19 protein-coding genes are annotated in these 17,447 nt (G+C 56.9%); 3 read left to right on the top strand and 16 right to left on the bottom strand.

The window, feature by feature from the left end; translation table 11 throughout:
- Positions 1-24 precede the first annotated feature (24 nt).
- From BMZ79_RS25270 to BMZ79_RS25240, 7 genes are all read right to left on the bottom strand, one after another.
- Positions 25-1,101, bottom strand: a complete 1,077-nt coding sequence (locus BMZ79_RS25270) for a Ger(x)C family spore germination protein (protein WP_090645631.1) — start codon at positions 1,099-1,101, stop codon at positions 25-27.
- Positions 1,098-2,186, bottom strand: a complete 1,089-nt coding sequence (locus tag BMZ79_RS25265; RefSeq protein WP_090645628.1) for a GerAB/ArcD/ProY family transporter — start codon at positions 2,184-2,186, stop codon at positions 1,098-1,100. Before BMZ79_RS25265 ends, BMZ79_RS25270 begins: the two co-directional genes overlap by 4 nt.
- Positions 2,187-2,208: 22 nt before the next feature.
- Positions 2,209-3,660: a spore germination protein gene (locus BMZ79_RS25260; RefSeq protein ID WP_090645625.1), complete on the bottom strand. Its 1,452-nt coding sequence runs from the start codon at positions 3,658-3,660 to the stop codon at positions 2,209-2,211.
- 146 nt (positions 3,661-3,806) lie between these two features.
- Positions 3,807-4,985, bottom strand: coding sequence for an NAD(P)/FAD-dependent oxidoreductase (locus tag BMZ79_RS25255; RefSeq protein WP_090645622.1), 1,179 nt, complete (start codon positions 4,983-4,985; stop codon positions 3,807-3,809).
- 141 nt (positions 4,986-5,126) lie between these two features.
- Positions 5,127-5,651, bottom strand: a complete 525-nt coding sequence (locus tag BMZ79_RS25250; RefSeq protein ID WP_371263797.1) for a GNAT family N-acetyltransferase — start codon at positions 5,649-5,651, stop codon at positions 5,127-5,129.
- A 57-nt stretch (positions 5,652-5,708) separates the two neighbouring features.
- Entirely contained in the window at positions 5,709-6,227 is a 519-nt protein-coding gene (msrA, locus tag BMZ79_RS25245; protein WP_090645616.1) for a peptide-methionine (S)-S-oxide reductase MsrA, read from the bottom strand.
- Between the two features lie 149 nt (positions 6,228-6,376).
- Positions 6,377-6,778: an antibiotic biosynthesis monooxygenase gene (locus BMZ79_RS25240; RefSeq protein ID WP_090645613.1), complete on the bottom strand. Its 402-nt coding sequence runs from the start codon at positions 6,776-6,778 to the stop codon at positions 6,377-6,379.
- Positions 6,779-7,117: 339 nt separating this feature from the next.
- On the opposite strand from BMZ79_RS25240, the gene mraY reads away from it, so the two are divergent.
- Positions 7,118-8,077 carry a phospho-N-acetylmuramoyl-pentapeptide-transferase gene (gene mraY, locus BMZ79_RS25235; protein ID WP_090645610.1) on the top strand — a complete coding sequence of 320 codons (960 nt, stop codon included), beginning with the start codon at positions 7,118-7,120 and terminating at the stop codon, positions 8,075-8,077.
- Between the two features lie 150 nt (positions 8,078-8,227).
- Positions 8,228-8,503, top strand: a complete 276-nt coding sequence (locus tag BMZ79_RS25230; protein WP_090645608.1) for a hypothetical protein — start codon at positions 8,228-8,230, stop codon at positions 8,501-8,503.
- Between the two features lie 165 nt (positions 8,504-8,668).
- Here the strand turns inward: BMZ79_RS25230 and BMZ79_RS25225 are convergent, their stop codons facing one another.
- From BMZ79_RS25225 to BMZ79_RS25180, 9 genes are all read right to left on the bottom strand, one after another.
- Positions 8,669-9,637, bottom strand: a complete 969-nt coding sequence (locus BMZ79_RS25225; RefSeq protein ID WP_090645605.1) for a prenyltransferase/squalene oxidase repeat-containing protein — start codon at positions 9,635-9,637, stop codon at positions 8,669-8,671.
- 217 nt (positions 9,638-9,854) lie between these two features.
- Entirely contained in the window at positions 9,855-10,058 is a 204-nt protein-coding gene (locus tag BMZ79_RS25220; RefSeq protein WP_090645603.1) for a zinc ribbon domain-containing protein, read from the bottom strand.
- Between the two features lie 107 nt (positions 10,059-10,165).
- Positions 10,166-10,693, bottom strand: a complete 528-nt coding sequence (locus BMZ79_RS25215) for a DUF4181 domain-containing protein (protein ID WP_090645600.1) — start codon at positions 10,691-10,693, stop codon at positions 10,166-10,168.
- The gene (locus tag BMZ79_RS25210) at positions 10,690-11,247 is read right to left on the bottom strand and encodes a nicotianamine synthase family protein (protein ID WP_177222331.1); all 558 of its coding nucleotides are present in this window, start codon (positions 11,245-11,247) and stop codon (positions 10,690-10,692) included. Before BMZ79_RS25210 ends, BMZ79_RS25215 begins: the two co-directional genes overlap by 4 nt.
- Positions 11,248-11,703: 456 nt before the next feature.
- Entirely contained in the window at positions 11,704-12,108 is a 405-nt protein-coding gene (locus tag BMZ79_RS25205; protein WP_090645596.1) for a DUF2500 domain-containing protein, read from the bottom strand.
- 130 nt (positions 12,109-12,238) lie between these two features.
- Positions 12,239-13,330: a polysaccharide deacetylase family protein gene (locus BMZ79_RS25200; RefSeq protein WP_256253109.1), complete on the bottom strand. Its 1,092-nt coding sequence runs from the start codon at positions 13,328-13,330 to the stop codon at positions 12,239-12,241.
- Between the two features lie 301 nt (positions 13,331-13,631).
- Positions 13,632-14,333: a class I SAM-dependent methyltransferase gene (locus tag BMZ79_RS25190; protein WP_256253108.1), complete on the bottom strand. Its 702-nt coding sequence runs from the start codon at positions 14,331-14,333 to the stop codon at positions 13,632-13,634.
- A gap of 267 nt (positions 14,334-14,600) precedes the next feature.
- The gene (locus BMZ79_RS25185) at positions 14,601-15,077 is read right to left on the bottom strand and encodes a GNAT family N-acetyltransferase (protein WP_090645983.1); all 477 of its coding nucleotides are present in this window, start codon (positions 15,075-15,077) and stop codon (positions 14,601-14,603) included.
- Positions 15,078-15,351: 274 nt separating this feature from the next.
- Positions 15,352-16,827: a sulfatase family protein gene (locus BMZ79_RS25180; RefSeq protein ID WP_090645587.1), complete on the bottom strand. Its 1,476-nt coding sequence runs from the start codon at positions 16,825-16,827 to the stop codon at positions 15,352-15,354.
- 361 nt (positions 16,828-17,188) lie between these two features.
- Between BMZ79_RS25180 and BMZ79_RS25175 the strand changes: the two genes are divergently transcribed.
- A partial coding sequence (locus BMZ79_RS25175) for a transposase (RefSeq protein WP_143089079.1) occupies positions 17,189-17,447 on the top strand: 259 nt, incomplete at its 3' end.

Here is a 17,447-nt window from a genome sequence, read left to right as displayed (position 1 = left end):
CCCTGTCCTTCCTGGCCGGATGCCTTATTTTCTGATCCCCGTTTCCGTCAATACCACATGAACCTTCAGGCTCACGTTTGCCGCCGGGTATGCTTGCTTCCACGCCGCTTCGCTCCAATGCCGCGTTTTGCTCCGCACGATATCCCCCAATCCGAGCGGGTCGATGCCGTCTTTTTGGAATTGGCGAATAAGCCCCGTCCCCGTCGTGCCGAGCTCCTTCTCCAAACTGTCTTGAAACCTCCGATGCTCAAGGCCGGTTAACCGAATCCCCTTGGAATCGATCACTTCAGCGTTCAAACGAAGGGTGATCAGCAGGCTCGGACGGTTCTTATCCCGACTGACGCGATACTTCACTTTGGACCCGACGTTTTTGACGGCGAAGTAGGTCCCGTCTTGAAGCCGCGCCTCGAGTACGCCGTATTTCGCGTTTTCGCGCAAAAGCTTCACGACTCGCATTTGTTGTTCGTTCAGCGACGAGACGTAGCGGTCATCCTTGAATAAGGCTAATCCCGAAATCACCGCTTGGTCGCCCCTTAAACCGAGGATCGGCAAAAAAGGATCCATGCCTTTGCCCAGGTACGCGTATTCGAAATCGTTCAGATTAGCCCGGGGGACTAAGCCGGTTCGGACGTTGGTATCGAGCAAATCGAACAAATACATCCCTTTCTCGAGATTTGAACTGAAATTGGTTTGCAGCACTTTCTTCGCTTCTCCATCGACGATCGCCACGTACATTTTGCGCGAAGCGAGCGCGTCGCGCAGAAGAACGTCCAGCTCGTTTGAAATTCCCTTGGCCGCGACGGCCTTCCCGATTAAGACTACCGATATTTTCCCGGTCTTGATCGGCCGATTCAGCTGCATGTTCATTAATTCGGTGATGCTTCTGCTGGTATGGCCGACTTTAGAAAGCAGCAGATTGGAAACGGTTCTGGATTTGCCCGCTTGAAACTTCGGCGGCGCCAGCGTCAATTCGAGCTGATCCCCAGGCGCTTCGTCGAATGCGCTGACAAACGATATCGTGGTTTTTTCCAAAATATCTTGTTTCACGCAGCCCGTTAACGAAAGACAGAGCAGCAGTAGCGGCAGGAGGATCCGAATCATGCCGTTCTTCTCCCTTTCGTTCGGATCAAGACGACCAGATACAAGAACGGAATGTAGGCAAACATCAGGTAATTACCGGCGACGGTTAATAAGGCTTGAACGTCTTCGATCCGGCTGCGGCCGGGAATAAGGCAGACGGCGGCAAAGACCGCCGCGATCAAAAACGGCAGTATCGACGCTTGTCTCATCGCGAACATCACCCTGCCTATTCGGCTTGAAACCCATAGACAGAAGCAGGTGATCGGGATGATCCATAAGATCTGAGAGGCGGCACCGATATATTCGAAGCGGTCGATAAACGGGAAGTGAATGAACTTGTACTTGGTTAATTGCGGCCATATTTCATTCGACAATTGTTCGGGTTTAAACATCAATAAAGCAAAGAACAGAATGCAGAGATACGAAAAGGTGGTAAGCAAATTCGCCCCATGCGCCCATTTCTGCGAGGTTTCCGGCGATTTGACGAAGGTGTAGCAGAATAGAATGGCTTCCACGCCTATGTAGGGAAACGTCAATTGCTTGCCTCCTTGGAAAATCTCCTGGAGAGAATGATCGAGTATCGGCGACAAATTGTTAAAATGAAAATACATCGCCGGAAAAAACAACGCCAATATGGTGATATAGCGGAGCATGCTGAACATGCAAATCCCCACGATCACCCGAAAGCCCCCGGCAACGATGTAATACACGAGCAGCAGCAGAACCGCGGCCAGCGGCCAGGTCGTCAGATCCGGAAACAGCCATACTTGAATCACCTCGATGAATAACCGCAATTGAAAACAAGCCACGAGCAGAAAGTAAACGACGCAGGCAAGATTAAGCCCCCCGCCCGCCCACCTGCCGAACAATTGAGGATGAATATGGATCAGATCCGTACCGCTGTAGTTGAGCACTTGGTACATCATCCATATGATCACGTGGAAGCTGAGTCCGCAGAGGAGGACCGACATCCAGACGTCTTGGCCTGCCCATTGAATCGGCTTGATCGACATGGACAAATACTCGGGTCCGAACTGCATCGCATGAATCAGCACGAACACGAGAAAAGCCGATATGGTTAATCGCGGCTGCTCGGTTGTTTTCACCTTTCTTCACTCCCGGAACGGTTCAATCGTCGATGTCTTTTTTGGCCGCTGCCTTCTTCCGCTCGAATCGGACGGGGTTCGGCGATCTAAAAAAGCTGAACCGATGATGGAACTTGGAATATGGCGGACGAATCGCCGTATCGTACAAGTCGGCCTTGCGGAACGGATAGAGGGGAACCAAGTACGGCATCCCGAGAGACGTTAACCGCAGCAGGTGCGCAACGAGCGCCAAGGTACAGATGAATATCCCCAGCAGCCCCCAGATTTGTGCGGCGAAAATAAAGGGAAACCGAAGCATCCGGATGGTGGCGCTCATTCGAAAAATCGGCGTCGTGAACGAAGCCAATGCGGATAACGCGACGATGATCAATAAAAAGTTGCTCGTCAGCGCGGCTTCGACGGCCGCCGTACCGAGCACGATGCCGCCGACGATGCCGATCGTCTGTCCGATCTTCGAAGGCAATCGAGCCCCCGCTTCCCGCAGCAATTCAATGACGAGCTCCATAATGAGCACTTCCACGATCGGAGGAAACGGCACGTTGATTCGCGATGATACGATCGTGGGCAAGAACAGGTTCGAGACGCCTTGGCCGTGATACGTGATCACGGCCACGTACAAAGGCGAGGCAAACACGGAAAAAAAGACGGAGAAAAACCGAATCATCCGCAGCAGGGAAGCAATAATCCAGGGCAAATAATAATCCTCGTACGTAATGAAAAAGGACCAGAAGTTGACCGGCGCAAACACCGAAGTGGGGGACCCGTCCTTTAAGATGCAGATTTGGCCCGAAGACAAGGCCCACGCAACGTAGTCGGGCCTTTCGGTGCCGATCGACTGCGGAAAGATCGAGTTGGAATTATCTTCGATCATTTGCTGAAGCAGCGTGCTGTCCGTAACTTGATCGAAGCGCACGTCTTCAAGCCGCTGCACGCAGGTATTCAAATAGGCTTCGTTTGCGATTCCCTTGAGGTACACGACCGCGACTCTGGACTTGGAGACGCTCCCGATCGTCAACTCCCGGATGCGCAGCTCCGGGACCGGAACGCGCGTCCGAATCAAATTCAGATTGATGTCCAAGGACTCGACGAAGGCTTCTTTGGGTCCTTCCACGGTAAATTCGACTTCCGGAATCGTAACGCTGCGCCCTTTGGATATCGCGGCGTTAATGAGCATGCAATGATGGCTTTGAAGACCGAATTGAACCGCCACGTAGCCGCGGTGAATGTTGTCTTGAATGATGTTCCAGTCATGGGCGATTTCTTTTTCCGCCACGGGAATGACGGCATACATTTCGTTGAAGCTTAGGCCGGGATGGTCGCTCAGGCAGCTTAGAATCTGACGCTGGACCGTTTCCATGTCCGTTAAGGTTTTGATATACCCGATGAATACCCGTTCCGCGTTCATGAAATGCTCGTAGCATACGAAATCCGCCGATTCCTTCAGTTCCTTCCATAATGGCGGGACTGTATCCACTTCGAATCAATCCTTTCGCTTCTTGATTCTCCCGTTCATTGTCCCCCCGAAGTGGAAAAACATACAAAAAGAGCCTGTAGCAGCGACCGACCACGCGAAAAACCCCCGGTTCCGCGTCCGGGGGTTCGGCTAGCGGCCGCAGCCGCTCAATAGGCCAGCGAGAACAAGCCGTGGATGTGCGCCAGATAGCGCACATCGCTCGCCTTTTTCATCAGGGTTGCCGGTAAGCCTTTCAGTTCGATGCCGTTTTCGCCGATCCAACCGATGCCGTCCTTGCGCCCCAGACTGGCGAGCGAACCGGAATTCACCGGCTCGAACGGCGTCATGGCGGCGCCTTTGAAGTACGCGAACAGGTTCGCCCCGACATGCTCGCCCATTTGCCAGGACAGCTGTGCCGTCGGCGGGTAGGGGCGCCCATCCGGTCCCATCACGACGGCGCAATCGCCCGCAAGGAACACTTCGGGGTGCGAGACGGATTGCAGATATTCGTTGACCGAGGCGCGTCCGCGCTCGACCGCAATCCCGCAATCCGCCACAAGCGGGCTGCCTTTCACGCCGCCGGCCCACAGGACCGTGCCGGCTTCGAGCGTCCGGCCGTCGCTCAGGCTGACCGTCGTCCCGTCCAGCCCCGCGATCCTCAGCCCCAACAGGAAGCGAACGCCGCGCGCTTCGAGGCTGGTTACCGCGCGCCTGATGAGATCCGCGGAGTAGGTCGAAAGTATCGACGGCTTGGATTCGACGAGGTACACGGACACGTCCGAGAAGTCGACGCCGTGCGTTCGGCATAGACGCGGAAGCTCGTCCGCCAGCTCGCCGACAAGTTCGACCCCCGTCAAGCCGCCGCCGCCGATGACGAACGTCGCGTCCCCTTTGCGCTTCGATGTCGCGTACGCGGCGATTTTGTCGTTGACGTGAGCGAAAATCCGCTTCGCGTCCGACACGGATTTCAGCGTGAAGCTATTTTCCTGCAGGCCCGGCACGCCGAAGAAATCCGATTCGCTTCCAAGCGCGAGCACGAGCGCATCGTACGAGAAGGTGCTTCCGTTCGCCAGCACGACTTTGCGGCCGTCCGGATCGATCGCGGTCACCGTGCCGATTTCAAGGCGGATGTCTTTGTCCTTAAACAGATTGGCGAGCGGCAAGGTAACGGCCTTCTCGGCGATATTGCCCACCGCCAGACGATGCAGCTCCGTCACGATCTGGTGCGTATCGTAACGGTTAATGACCGTAATCGCGGCTTCCTCCGCCGAAAAGCATGCGCGAGCGGAAAGCGCGCTGAGAAGGCCGCCATATCCGGCGCCCAGAATTAAAATGCGTTTGCTCATGTTCCCGTCCTCCCGAGTCTTCGTTGTTGTGATTCGCTCGGATTCTCCCGTCTGCCGCCGGATCCCAAGCGCATGCGTTCGGTTTCGCCGTCGCACGTGAAAAACTTCACATTGTAAGCCGCAAGCCGCCGCGGGGCTCCGTTAAACGCGGCAAATGAAGGAATAGGCCGTCTTCTCGTAACCCATCTTGGTTTCATAGAACCGATGGGCATCGAGGTTCGCCAATCCCGAGCCCAGAGCCACGATTCCGCATCCGCTTTCCTTCGCGTACCGATGGACATGCGCGAGCAGCTCGTTTCCGTATCCCTTTGATCGCATGGAAGACTTGGTGACCAAATCGTAGATGAACACATGCCTACCGAAATAAAAATTGGTTAGTATGCCGATGCCGGCTAATGCCGCGATTTCGTCCTGTTCATACAAAGCCAGCAGCGTATAGCCCTCTTCCCTCATCGTGCGCAGACAAGCAAGATACGCGTCTTGGTCGAGATGGGTTCGTAATTCATGCATGACCGGATAGCCTTCGAGCCATTCCGTTTCGTTCGTTAATTCCTTGATCATCGTCGTTCCCTCCGCTTCATGAAGTACGCTCACTCTTATAACGACGAAGAGCCTGATTTTGTGAAAGGAAGAAACTGGTTGGATGCCGGCCCCGGCGATTTTCAAGCGCGCGAAAGCGCGATAGCAACAAAAAAAGCCGCGTCAACCGCGGCTTCGTTAAGCTTATTTGGACCAATTGTCTTGAATAAACCGATCGCGGCCGGACTTCTCGCGGTCTTCCTTATAATGCTTCGGATTCTTCTTGTGGTAATCTTGATGATACGCTTCGGCTTCATGGAAGGCCGCCGCCGGCAAAATTTTCGTGACGATCGGTTTATCGAACCGTCCGCTGGCTTCAAGCGCTTGCTTCGATTGAAGGGCCAGCTCCATTTGCCGGTCGTTATGGCAGAAGATCGCGGTCGCATATTGCGTCCCCCGGTCATGGAATTGCCCGAATTCGTCCGTGGGGTCGATTTGCTGCCAGAACAGTTCCAGCAACCGTTCGTAAGGGAAAAGCAACGGGTCGAACGTGATTTGTACCGCTTCGAGGTGGCCGGTCTCGCCCGTCTTCACTTCTTCGTAAGTCGGGTTTTCCTTGTGGCCCCCGGTGTAGCCCGATACGATCCCCAGGATGCCGGGCAGTTCATCGAACGGCGTAACCATGCACCAGAAACACCCGCCGGCAAAGGTTGCCTTTTCCATCTCTCTATCATCCTCCTGCGATGTCGATAATATGCGCGGATTCCGCTATGTTAGCACATCTTCGCGGTCGTCATCTCGCGGAGCGCCTAAGCAAAAAGCCGCCCCGATCGGCGGCATCAGGTCAATCCGTGCGTCCTTGTCCGGATCGGCTACGCTTGTTCCGCAGGCGCGGCGGATTCCGGCAAGTGAGAGACGAATACTTGATAAACCGTGACTTTATTGCCGATCACGGGACCGCCCTCGTTCGCTTGCGGCGATCCGCCGCGAGCCTGTCCCGAAGGGGGCTCGCCCGCCGAACGCGCGGTCTCCTCGTCCCGGCGGCCATGCGCGCCGCGAAAGGCTTGGCTGCTCGCCCACGCTTGGAACGAATCCTCGTTCTCCCAGGTCGTGCATACCCGAATCTCGTCGTTGCCCGCTTCATTGACGCTGTGCAGGACGTCCATGCGAACGAACCCCGGAAACGTATGCACCATTTTCGGCTGACGAAAGCGTTCCATCACGCCTTCACCGAAACCTTTTTTCACTTCAATCCGATTTTCCACGAGAATCATGCCGCTCCGCTCCTTCGCTTCTTCCTATTAACAGCTTCCTTCGTTCCTATCGTAACAAGCTTGGCCCGCCTTCGCAAATGCGGGCCGTCGGCCGGTTAGGATCGGGCTATGCCGCAAGGCAGATACACCGGTATTCCCGCGAGTCTGATTGTCTATTCGGAGGACCTCATGTTTAGCTTTAAGACCTCCCCCCGTTCATTCAATAATGGCGGTGAAAATAGGAAATTCCCCCCGATAAACCTTCTCTTTTATGGGAAGCCCGCGATTAGGTAAAGTGAAGGCAGAGGCATGGCCGCATCCTGGAAGAGATGAAACGGATATGGAAAGGAGCCTGTTGGAATGAACGAAATGAACGAAATGTTGGCGGTCGCGGGTCTTTCTTTTGTGCTGGTCGCGTTCCTGACGCCGCTGCTCATTTGGTGTCTCCGCCGCTTGAAGCTGACGCAGCCTATTCGCGCCGAGCTGCCTCCCGACCATCACGCGAAGAAGGGAACGCCGTTGATGGCCGGCCTCGTCCTGTTGATCGGCGTCGCCGCCTCCCTGGAATTCCGCCCCGCGCCGTTGACGACGTTATTATGCGCGACGTTCCTCTTGTTCGGCATGATCGGGTTCCTCGACGATTTCAAGAAAGCCGCCTGGCAGGATCCCTCCGGCATATCCGGGCGGACCAAGCTGGTGCTGCAATTCGCGTGTACGGGCCTGGTGCTTCTCCTTTTATTCCGCACGTTTGCGCTGACGAGCGATATTTCGCTGTTTCATGGCTTTCAGCTCCACCTGCCCGTTTACGCGTACGTCGTCGTTCTCGCCTTATTCGTGGTGGGATCGGCGAATGCCATCAATTTTACGGACGGGCTGGACGGCTTATTGATTAACGTCGCCATTCCGACTTACTTTTTCTTTTTCCTTATCTCGGACAAGCCGGAGGTCCGAGCCTTTTCGCTGGTCATGATCGGCTGCTTGATCGGGCTCTTCTTCTACAACATCTTTCCCGCGAAAGCGTTCATGGGGGATACCGGGTCGCTGGCCATCGGGGGCTCGCTCTCCTTTTTGGCGGTCATGGAGAAGGTGGAGGTGCTGATTCCGCTCTTGTTTTCCGTCTACCTGGCCGAACAATGGTCGGTCATGCTGCAGGTGTGGTACTTCAAACGAACGAAGCGGCGTTTATTTCGGATGGCGCCGATTCATTTCCATTTTCGGTTAAAATACGGCTGGAGCGAGAATACCATCGTCATGGCGTTCGGTTTCGCGTCCTGGGCATCCGCGCTCGGCAGTTGGTTGATTTGGAAATTCGCCTTCTAGGCGTGCCACTGCGCGTGACGAGGATGGAAACGGGGCAGCTTATTCGTCCTCCTCGCGGTCGAAATCCGCGGACGAGGGAGGAATCGGCGCGATCCGCGTCGAATAATAGCGTGATCGGCGTTGCAAAAATGTTTACGGGAGTTGACAGGCATGGCAAGAGGAATCAACGGCGTGACGATGGAAATCGACTTTGAAGGCGGCAAGCGCGTGCGGATCCGCGGCGAATACGACCCGGTGAATAATGAGATGGATTTCAAATTCACGGACCGTCATAAGCGGCCGCTTCAGCTGGAGCCATGGGAAGCGGAGGAGTGCCGCATGCTGTTCATGGGCCTGGCTCAAATGTTCGGGTCGGCCGCGACGGGAGCGAACGCGCCGGAGGACAAGCTCTTGGACGCGAACACGCTTCGCAATCAAGAGCGCTAATCGATCTGCATGGATAAATGAACAAGCGCACAGGAGCCGTTCGATCTGCCGAAGCCATTTCCGGCGACCGCGGATCGGCTCGGCGAACGTTGAAAAGGTGCCCGTCTCGGCGGGCGCCTTTTGTTTGCATTTCGAATTCAATGGCAATTCCTCGAGCAAGCCGGCCTAATGAACGGCTGAATACCAGTCCAACACGCGCAAGGCGCGCAGCGTCACCCAGCGGCTCGCTTGTCCCTCGCCCTCGTTCAGCTCGACCGCCATGGAGCCGGGGTACTGGCGCTCGAGCGGCCACCGGCCGTCGTCATCCCGCTTCGACGCGACCAGCTCGATCGCTTCGGCCATTCGCTCGTCCGGCGCGACGCTGGCTTTGCGCAGATAGTCGAGTCCCCGCAGCACGTCGTAATGCCACCACGTCGGGAAGGCGAAGCGCGTCCAGTCGGCCCCGCCTTTGCGATCCCGCTCGATGGCTTCGCCTGTCGACAGCCGCCTGAAGAGCCGTCGTTCAAGGAGATACGCTTGCCCAACGAGGCGGGCCTTCGTCACTTCGGCGCGGCTCCCGAAGGCGAGCTCGTATTCAAGCAAGGCTTCTAGCACGCAGATGGTGGTGTTGAACGACGACCGCAGCGAGCCGTTAGCCGCCTCGCAGTTCCAGCCTCCGTCGGGCAGCTGCTCGCCGAGCAGCCGGTCGACGAGCCGCCGTACGTCCTGGCCGAAGTAGGCGCCGCTCGCCGCCACCTGGCCGTTGATGCATGGCTCGACCTCGCCCGCAAAGAACGGATTGCCTTCATATTCCCAGCCCCGCCATGTGCCGTCTGCGTCCCAGCCCCGCCAATTGACCCGCTCACGCACCAGGCTCACCGCTCGGCGCGCTTCGCGGCTCGCGGGATCGAGGCCCAATTCGCGCAGCAGCGTCAGGATGTGCATGGTGGAGTCCCAGTCGCGGCTCCACGCCGCTCCGCCCCATGACCCGTCATCGTCCTGAAGAGCGAGCAGCCGCGCGCCGATGCCCTCGGTCGCCACCCGAGCGCGCTCGGCGGCGACCGTTTCCGCGGGCGCCCCGATGAGGTCGCGCAGGACTTGCCAACGAAGCGAAGGGTCCGAATCCATGAGCCATGCCAAGACCGTATTTTCCATAGCATCCACCGCCGATCTTTTTTGTTCTTCGACTAGCTCGTCCCACTCTTGATTGGACAATCATTCATTCGTTGAAAATCCGATGAACAACCACAAAGCCATCCACTCCTTTGCTAGTCAAAGAAAATCGATCATAACCAAGTTATGATCGATTTGTCGTTCAGGTATAAAGAAGGTTAAGCCTGCGATCGGCGGTTCCCGATCCTCGGGCTAGATCTCAGCCGAAGAAGAGGTCAAGGATGTTGGAGCCGGCCGAGGATTGTTTATTGTAAAATTCCGAATACCCGCAATTCGCGCAGGATACAACCACGAATTGATTGTGCTGAATATCGAACATTTTCGAAAGTCCCGTGCCCGTCATCGCGACTTCTTTTGTTCGCGCGTCCTTGCTTCCGCATTTGACGCATCCCTTTTCGTCCACCGCGTATTCCTCCCTGCCTGTTATCTGTCCCCCAAATAATACCATATCTTGGAGCGGATCCGCCTATCGGCTTATATCGCTTTGAACCGATGTGCCCACCCGCAAGCTTAACGGTTAAGCAGCATCACGTAGTGCCCCTCGAATAGAAAAAAGTAAATATAGATCAAGCCGAACGCGGTCGATAGCAGCGTCGCGAGATATTCCTTCGCCCGCTTCGCATAGCGCCATTCCCAGAGCGCCTGCGAGCCCCTGACCGCGATAAAAGCCGACATCCAAAACCATTTCATCGTATCGTCGTCCGTCGGATCCAAAACAAAGGCGTACAGAGCGACGGCCACCAGGATCAAAGCTCCCATTGACCAGCTCCCGATGCGTTTGCCGCCGATATCCGCCGGCTTTCGCGATGCGCCGGGAACGCGAAGCTTTTTAAACGCGATTTCCAGCACTACGAGCAGCAGCGCTAAGTAGGACATGGCGACTTGCATGACTATCCCCTTCTCCAAGATTAGAATCGGCTCGTCGGCGAACGCTTCGATCGCCTCTTCCTTTATTGACGCTTCCACAACCTGGAAAGTTCCGCGAGCGCTAAATAAAAAGCAGCCGACGCGCTGTCCCGCTGCCGCATGGGTCTTCATGGCCGACTTACGATCATGGTGTCATAGATGCTCCCGGCGCCATTCAAGGCCTCTGCTCGCCAATCCTTCAGCCCGTCGATGTCCAATGGATAATTATAAAGCGACTTGAGCCCGTTGCCATACCTGACGACGAAGCGGCAATCGGCCCGGAAGATCGGGCGCAATTCCCGCAAAATATCCAGCTTTTCCGGCACCAGCGAAGCGATGAAGATATGCGTGGCGGAGGCGGCGAACGCAAGGTCGCTCAGATGGCTTTTCGCATAACGGAACGCGTCATCCAACCCCAGATGCCGCGCAAGGTCGGTCCCATAGCGGATGGCTTCCTCGTCGATATCCACGCACAGGACTTCGGACGACGCGGATTCCGCGATCTTAATAGCGGAGACCGGACAAGCGCCGGCGCCGATAAACATCACCTTCGCCTCTCGCGGTTCTTGGAGCCGGTTCCACTCTTCCCGCAAAGAGGCGGACGGCAGCGCCGCGTATCGGCTGTCCGTTTTATTTTGCGAACAGATATCGCGCGCTCGTACCTTCTCGAGGGCGCCAAGCGCCATTGCGGAGGCATGCCGCATATACGCTGCCGCGTCTCTCGCCGATTCGTCCTCCGCATGGTCCCAGAACCGTCTGTTGTCTTCTTGGAGAATATACGCGCTCAGGCGATCGAGCTCGGCGCTTAACCGCTCGCAGCTGCCCGCGTGGCCGCAAGCGCGGGCCCGCAGCCCATTGATATCGTCCGCCCAGGCGCGTATTGCTCCGTGACGCACGCCTCGCTTGTGCGTTCCACTTCCCGCCTCCTCTCAAGCGGCAACCGCCGCGGCTCTCCTGCCGAGACGCTTCGATCGTCGCTCGGCTCCTATCCTTATCATCTTATTGCACATAATTGAGAATCATTATCACTTATTTTGCGAAGGGGCCGTGCCGCTTAAGTCACGCGAATGAAAAAAGCCCGAAGCTTCGGCTTCGGGCTGTTTCCGTTGAACCTGCAGCGCGTCGGCAAGGAATGCCTGCGTCTACCATTTGACAGCGCGTTGCTCCTGTCGGTGAAACGCCTTAAAGCGCGTGCCTTGATAGGTGAGCCGTCCATGATCGCCTGCTGCAAGCAAGCCGAATTGTTGGCCTCTGACCTGTAATTCGAGGCGCGAGCCGTCGCTGAATTCAAACGTCGCGAAGTAATCGGTCGTCGAGCTCGAATCCCCGGATCCTCCCCAGACTTGCGTTCGTTTATCCGCGACCGTTACGGGCCGGGTCGTTACTTCCGCGGCATTGTTGGTCGTCCAGGTCAACAATCCCCGAATCAGGACATACAAGAATCCGCCGATGACCACGGTCAATAAACCGCCGCCAAACAGCTTAAAAAACAACGGCATCTCTTTCAAAAACCCAAAAAAACCCGGGTCGTTCGGAAAATCGCTCATCCAAGTTTCTCCTTTAGCCAACGTAGTTAGAAAATATTCCCTTCTCCTCATACGATGCCTGAACTTGGAAGGTTGCGCTTGAAGGGACGCAAGAAGCAGCCGATCCTGTTCGCCGGCTGCTTTCGCGTCGTTATGGAAGGATCGCGTCCCGTTCGCAGCCGCCTGAACCTGCTACGTTCCCGTTTTTTTGCGCAAGCGTTCCTCGGGTCCGTTTGGCTCGAAACAGCTTATACGCCGCCTCCGTCCACAACGCCGCGACGATTGCCATGGCCGCCAACGTCCACAACGCCTCCCGTTTTCGTTCGGGCGCCCGGTCGAAATGCGCGTGCCCCAGCCGCTGCCGCGCTTGCTTCATCAGCGCCAGCTGCAGATCGGGATTATTTTGCATGCCGCCGGCATTGAGACGGAAGCCGTTGCTCTGGGACGGGCGATCCAAGCCGTCCTTAACCGTCAGCGTCACGTCAATGCCTAGCTGCGCGCAAATCGCCAGCAGCGGTTTGGAAAACGCGCCGTAAGGAAACGCCAACACATGGTTCGGAGAGCCAAGCTCCTGCTCCAGAACGGCATTCGCCTTCTCGAGGTCGGTCTTGACGCGCAGCTCGTATTCCCGCTCCGTTTCCCGTCTGCCTTTATCGCGCGAATAAATCGGTCCGGACAACGCGGCAATGGCATGCTTGCCCCCGGCATCCGCAGGCGCGTACAGATGGGAATCGAACGAATGGCTGTAAAACGAAATGCCGTTCCGGTTCATTTCCCTCACCTGATCCCACGTCAGCTTGGGCACTCCCGCGTGATGCGGATTGCCCACCGTATTGACGATCAGGAAACTGGTCGCCGGCGCCTCGTATTTACGCAAGATCGGATACGCATCCCGGTAAAACGATGCATACCCGTCGTCGAAGGTCAGCAGCACGGCATTGTCGGGAACCGGGTCACCATGCAGGATGAAGCCGCGGTACTGATCCATCGTGATCCAGTGAAAATTGTTGGCTTTCATCATGCGGAGCTGGCGCTCGAACTTGGCGGTAGACAGCGCGCCGGCATCCTGCGGAGCTTGCACGACCTCGTGGTACATCAGCACGATTACGCGGCCCTTGTAATACGTACCGTGCGGTTCATCGTGACCGGGCTTCAGCCCGCCGTACAAGGAAGACGCGCCTTCCGGGCTGCCGATGTCGATCACGCTCCCCGCTCCTTCGAACAAGCGTCCCACAATGGGCATGCGACCATGACTCGCTTGGAGGATCAGCACGAAACAAAGCGCGCCCAACCCCAGCAGCAAAAAAGAAAGAAACCCGATTCTCGTTTTAAGCGACATAAGGACTGCTCCCGTACTGTATTGTCATGGCGATGATGTAAACGTCAGTTAATCGACGAAGGAACGATGACGGAAGTTGCTGGTTTCCGTAAACTTTGTGAAGGCATTCGAATTCGCGCATTTTACCTCGGTGAACGCATAAAAAGGCGATCCGGCTGACTGCCGGACCGCCTTTATTGATTGAAAACTTCCGTATTACCTTCATTCAACCCCAAAGGCCATGCCTCTCCTTACGGCGGGCAACGTGGAGAACGGCGCCCCAGTGGCGGCGGACCGACTTATCCGAGCGACGATTAAGGCGTTCCCGGATTTCATGGAAGAGCTTGTCGCGTTTCCGGGTCTCCATCAAAATGTGCCCGGAGAACGTTTCGAGGAGTTGAATATACGCTTCGACGGCATAAACGCGCTCCCAGTCGAAATGCCTCAGGTGCACCGCTTCGAACAGGCCGCTTTGTTCAATCTCGTACCGGTACTCGCGAAGCTCGCCCGGCCGCGGCCAATCGTTTTGATCGGCCGGTCTCCCTTCGCCGAGCGCATGGTACACCGCTTGAATATCGCGGAAGAACGGATCGCCCCCGTCGGGAAAAACGTGTTCCGCGCTCCAAAACGCCAGATGCCCGCCGGGACGAAGAGACTGCCATGCCTTCAAATACCGGACGTCGGGATCCATCCACTTCCAGGCGGTCGCTGCGAATACCAGATCGCATGCATATTCCGCCTCGGGCTGCCACTCCTCGAAGCTCTGGTTGACGATGTCGACGTCCATGCCGCGAAGGTTTTGACGGGCCGCCGCTGCGAGCCCGGCGCCAAGCTCGATGCAGGTGATCTTGAAGCCGCGCTTGGCTAATGGGAGCGTCGCCTTTCCCGTAGCGCAACCTACTTCCAATAAGCGATCGCCCGCATGCAAATTCGCCGCTTGGATCAACTCCCCGTACAATGCCTCCGGGTAATCCGGACGCGCCTGCTGATAGATATGCGCGGCTTGTTCAAAGGACGCCCGCAATTGTTTGTGATTATTGCTCGAAACCATGTTACCTCCCCGGTCACATTGATTACTCTACCATTCCGCAGCGCGCTAGAGGTTTCCTGCCGCCGATTGCGCTCGCATAGGCAGTTGGCCATCTTTAAACCGGCTGCCTCCTGCTCGATCGTCAGGTGCCGCCAGCGGCGGCGGTCAAAGCCGCAGCACGGTGATGGACTCGTCGTTGAACGCTTCGCCGTTATCGCCGAAGCCGAATCGTTCGTATAGTTTTTTAGCAGGAAGATTGGCGTGTTTATATGGAATCCAGCAGCAATCCGCCGGTCCTGCCGGGAAAGTGCGAATAAAGGCCATGATCTCGTTCATGGCTGCCCGGCCGTAGCCCCTGTTCTGGCAAGCCTTATCGATCATTAGGCGCAGGATGCAATAGCTGCGCGCGGCGAACGACGGTTCGTCGTACCCGGTCGTTCCGTACGTTACCAGGACAAATCCGACCGGCTGTTCGTCCGCGTAGATCGCAAACGGAAACGGGTGACCGCCGTTGGTTGCCAGCACGTAACACGACGCCACGCTGGAGAGATTGGACGCCACGAATCGGCGTTGATCCTCGGCGACTTCCAGATTGAAGACGGCACGACGGTTTTCCAGCGTTATTTTACGAAGCGTAACGATACGAGTCTTCTCCCTTCGATTATACGGATGCGCGCCGGCCGCATGAATGATCATACAATCGATGCCAAAAAAGGAATAGACTGTTTCGGGATTTTTTTATACACTATTCTGTATCCATGGCTTTTTTAAGGAACCGGAGAGCGATCCTAACCGGCCATCTTCAAGCCGCTGCAGGCAGGCATCATAATCGCTCCATAACATAAAGAAAGGCAGCCGATCGTTCCCGATCGGTTGCCTTTTGCTATGATCATACCCTCGCGCGCGCCTGGCCACGTCACATCCGCCGGTTCGTCTTGAGCGGCACGACGTCCGCCGTTTCCATATAAAACGTCAACAGCCGCTCCTTGAGCGCGGCCAGCACCTCCCGCAATCCGGGATCGTCGATCCGGTTATCGGCTTCCATCGGATCGCGCCGCAGATCGTAGAGTTCATCCCGCTCATAGAAACGCCGCACGTACTTGTAGTCGCGCGTCCGGCACATGACCGCCTTCGTATGCTCCGGCCCTTCCTGCTGCTGCAGGCCGACGCGAGGCCAATACAGGCCGCTCGGCGAGCTCATCGACGAGCTCTCCAGCTCCATCGCTTGCGTCTCGCCATGCAGCCGTCCTCCCTCCGCGAACACCGCGTCCCGGTGCTCGTCCGTCTCGCCGGCCAGCAGCGGCAGCAGCGAGCGTCCGAAGTGGGTGTGGCCGGGCATCAGCCCAAGCAGCGCCTCGACCGTGGCCGGGAAATCGATCAGCTCGACCAGCGCCTCGCTGACGCGCGGCTTCACCGGTACCCCGCGCGGCGGCTTGACGACGAACGGCACGTTGGTCAGGCAATCCTCGAAGGTGTTCTGCGTCTTCTCCACCAGCCCGTAATCGCCGGTGAAGTCGCCGTGGTCGGAGAAGAAGAACACCGCCGTATCGTCGTAGACGCCCGTTTCCTTCAGCGCGTCCAGCACGAGACCGAACTGATGATCGACGCGTGCGCACATCCCGTAGTAGGTGGCGCGGAGCTCGCGCCAGCGGTCCTCGGTCCAGCCCTGCAGCTTCTGCCGGTCGTAGATGCCTTTCAGCAGGCTCGGCTTTTTCGACCAATCCGGCGCCGGCGTCCTACCGGGCAGCTTGTCGCGATCGATCATTCCGTACCACGGCTCCTCGACGCCGTACGGCGGATGCGGATACAACAGCGGCAAGTAGATGCACATCGGCCGATCCTGCGGCGCGCTGCGGATAAAATCGATCGCGCCCCGCACCATCGCCCAGTCCCCGTCGTAATAGGCTTCCTCGTCGGGCGCTTGCTCCAGCTTGCCGGCGTAGAACGAGTAGTAGTTGTCCCCGCCCGGAGCGCCGCGCCAGCCGTCGGCGCCGTGCAGGTTCGTCTCCGGCCGCGGCCGCTTCTCCGGCACGTATTTCACGTCGCAATACGCGTCGAAGCCGTTCTCTGCCGGGACAAGATCGTTCTTGCCGCCCCACCATACCGCATACCCTTCGTCCTTGAGCGTCTTGAGCAGCACCGGCTCGTCTTCCTGCATCATGTGGAACATCGTCCGGTGACCGCGGACATGGGGATACCAGCCGCTCATGAACGAGCAACGGCTGGGCGTGCAGACCGGGTTCTGGCAGAACGCGGCGCGGAACGATACCGCGTCGGTTTCCGCGAGCCGGTCCAGATTCGGCGTTACCGCCGCCGGATTGCCGAAGTGGCCGATGACGTCCGCGCGCCATTGGTCGGGATTGAAAATCAGGATATGCGGTCTGTTGGACATGCCGTTTCCTCCTCTTTCTTTACAATCGATGCTGCGCATCCGTTCGGCCGGTTTTGCGCCGATGCGCCGCCGCCCGGCTCCCGGCCGGTCAGCCCTTGACCGAGCCGGCGATGCCGTTCCGGTCGTCCCGACCACTTCGCCGGGCAGCGATCGCAATCCTGCCAGCCCGTCATTCATGACTATGCCATTGAACGTCCGAGAACCGCCGGCGAACCGACAAGGGAACAACCGGACGATCGAGGACGAGGATTGACGCTCAAAATAAAAAACCGCGTGGATTGGTAATATCCCCTCATGGTTGACAGCGAAGAAAAGCCCATTGGTACAATGGACTTAAAAGCTGCAATCGGAGGGGATTTTTTTGGCGAAAAAGGGACAACTATTTTTCCAATACACGGCACAATTAAAAAGCGAGGCTATTCGTCTTTATGAATCAGGTGTAAGCTCTCGCGAAGTAGCGAAACAATTGAATATTCGTAGTAAAGCTCAAGTGTTGGATTGGGTTAAGAAATCCCAAAATGGTGTTTCATTAGAGGATGGTCGTGGACAGCATTCATCCCTCAGAGGTCGACCTAAAACGAAGTTCGCAAGTCTAGAGGAAGAGTTGGCCTATGTAAAGG

Origin of the sequence: Paenibacillus sp. UNC496MF (genome assembly GCF_900113915.1) — a bacterium.
Taxonomy (GTDB): domain Bacteria; phylum Bacillota; class Bacilli; order Paenibacillales; family Paenibacillaceae; genus Paenibacillus_Z; species Paenibacillus_Z artemisiicola.
Note: the sequence above shows the minus strand (reverse complement) of the source record. Positions and strands in the feature narration are given on the sequence as shown.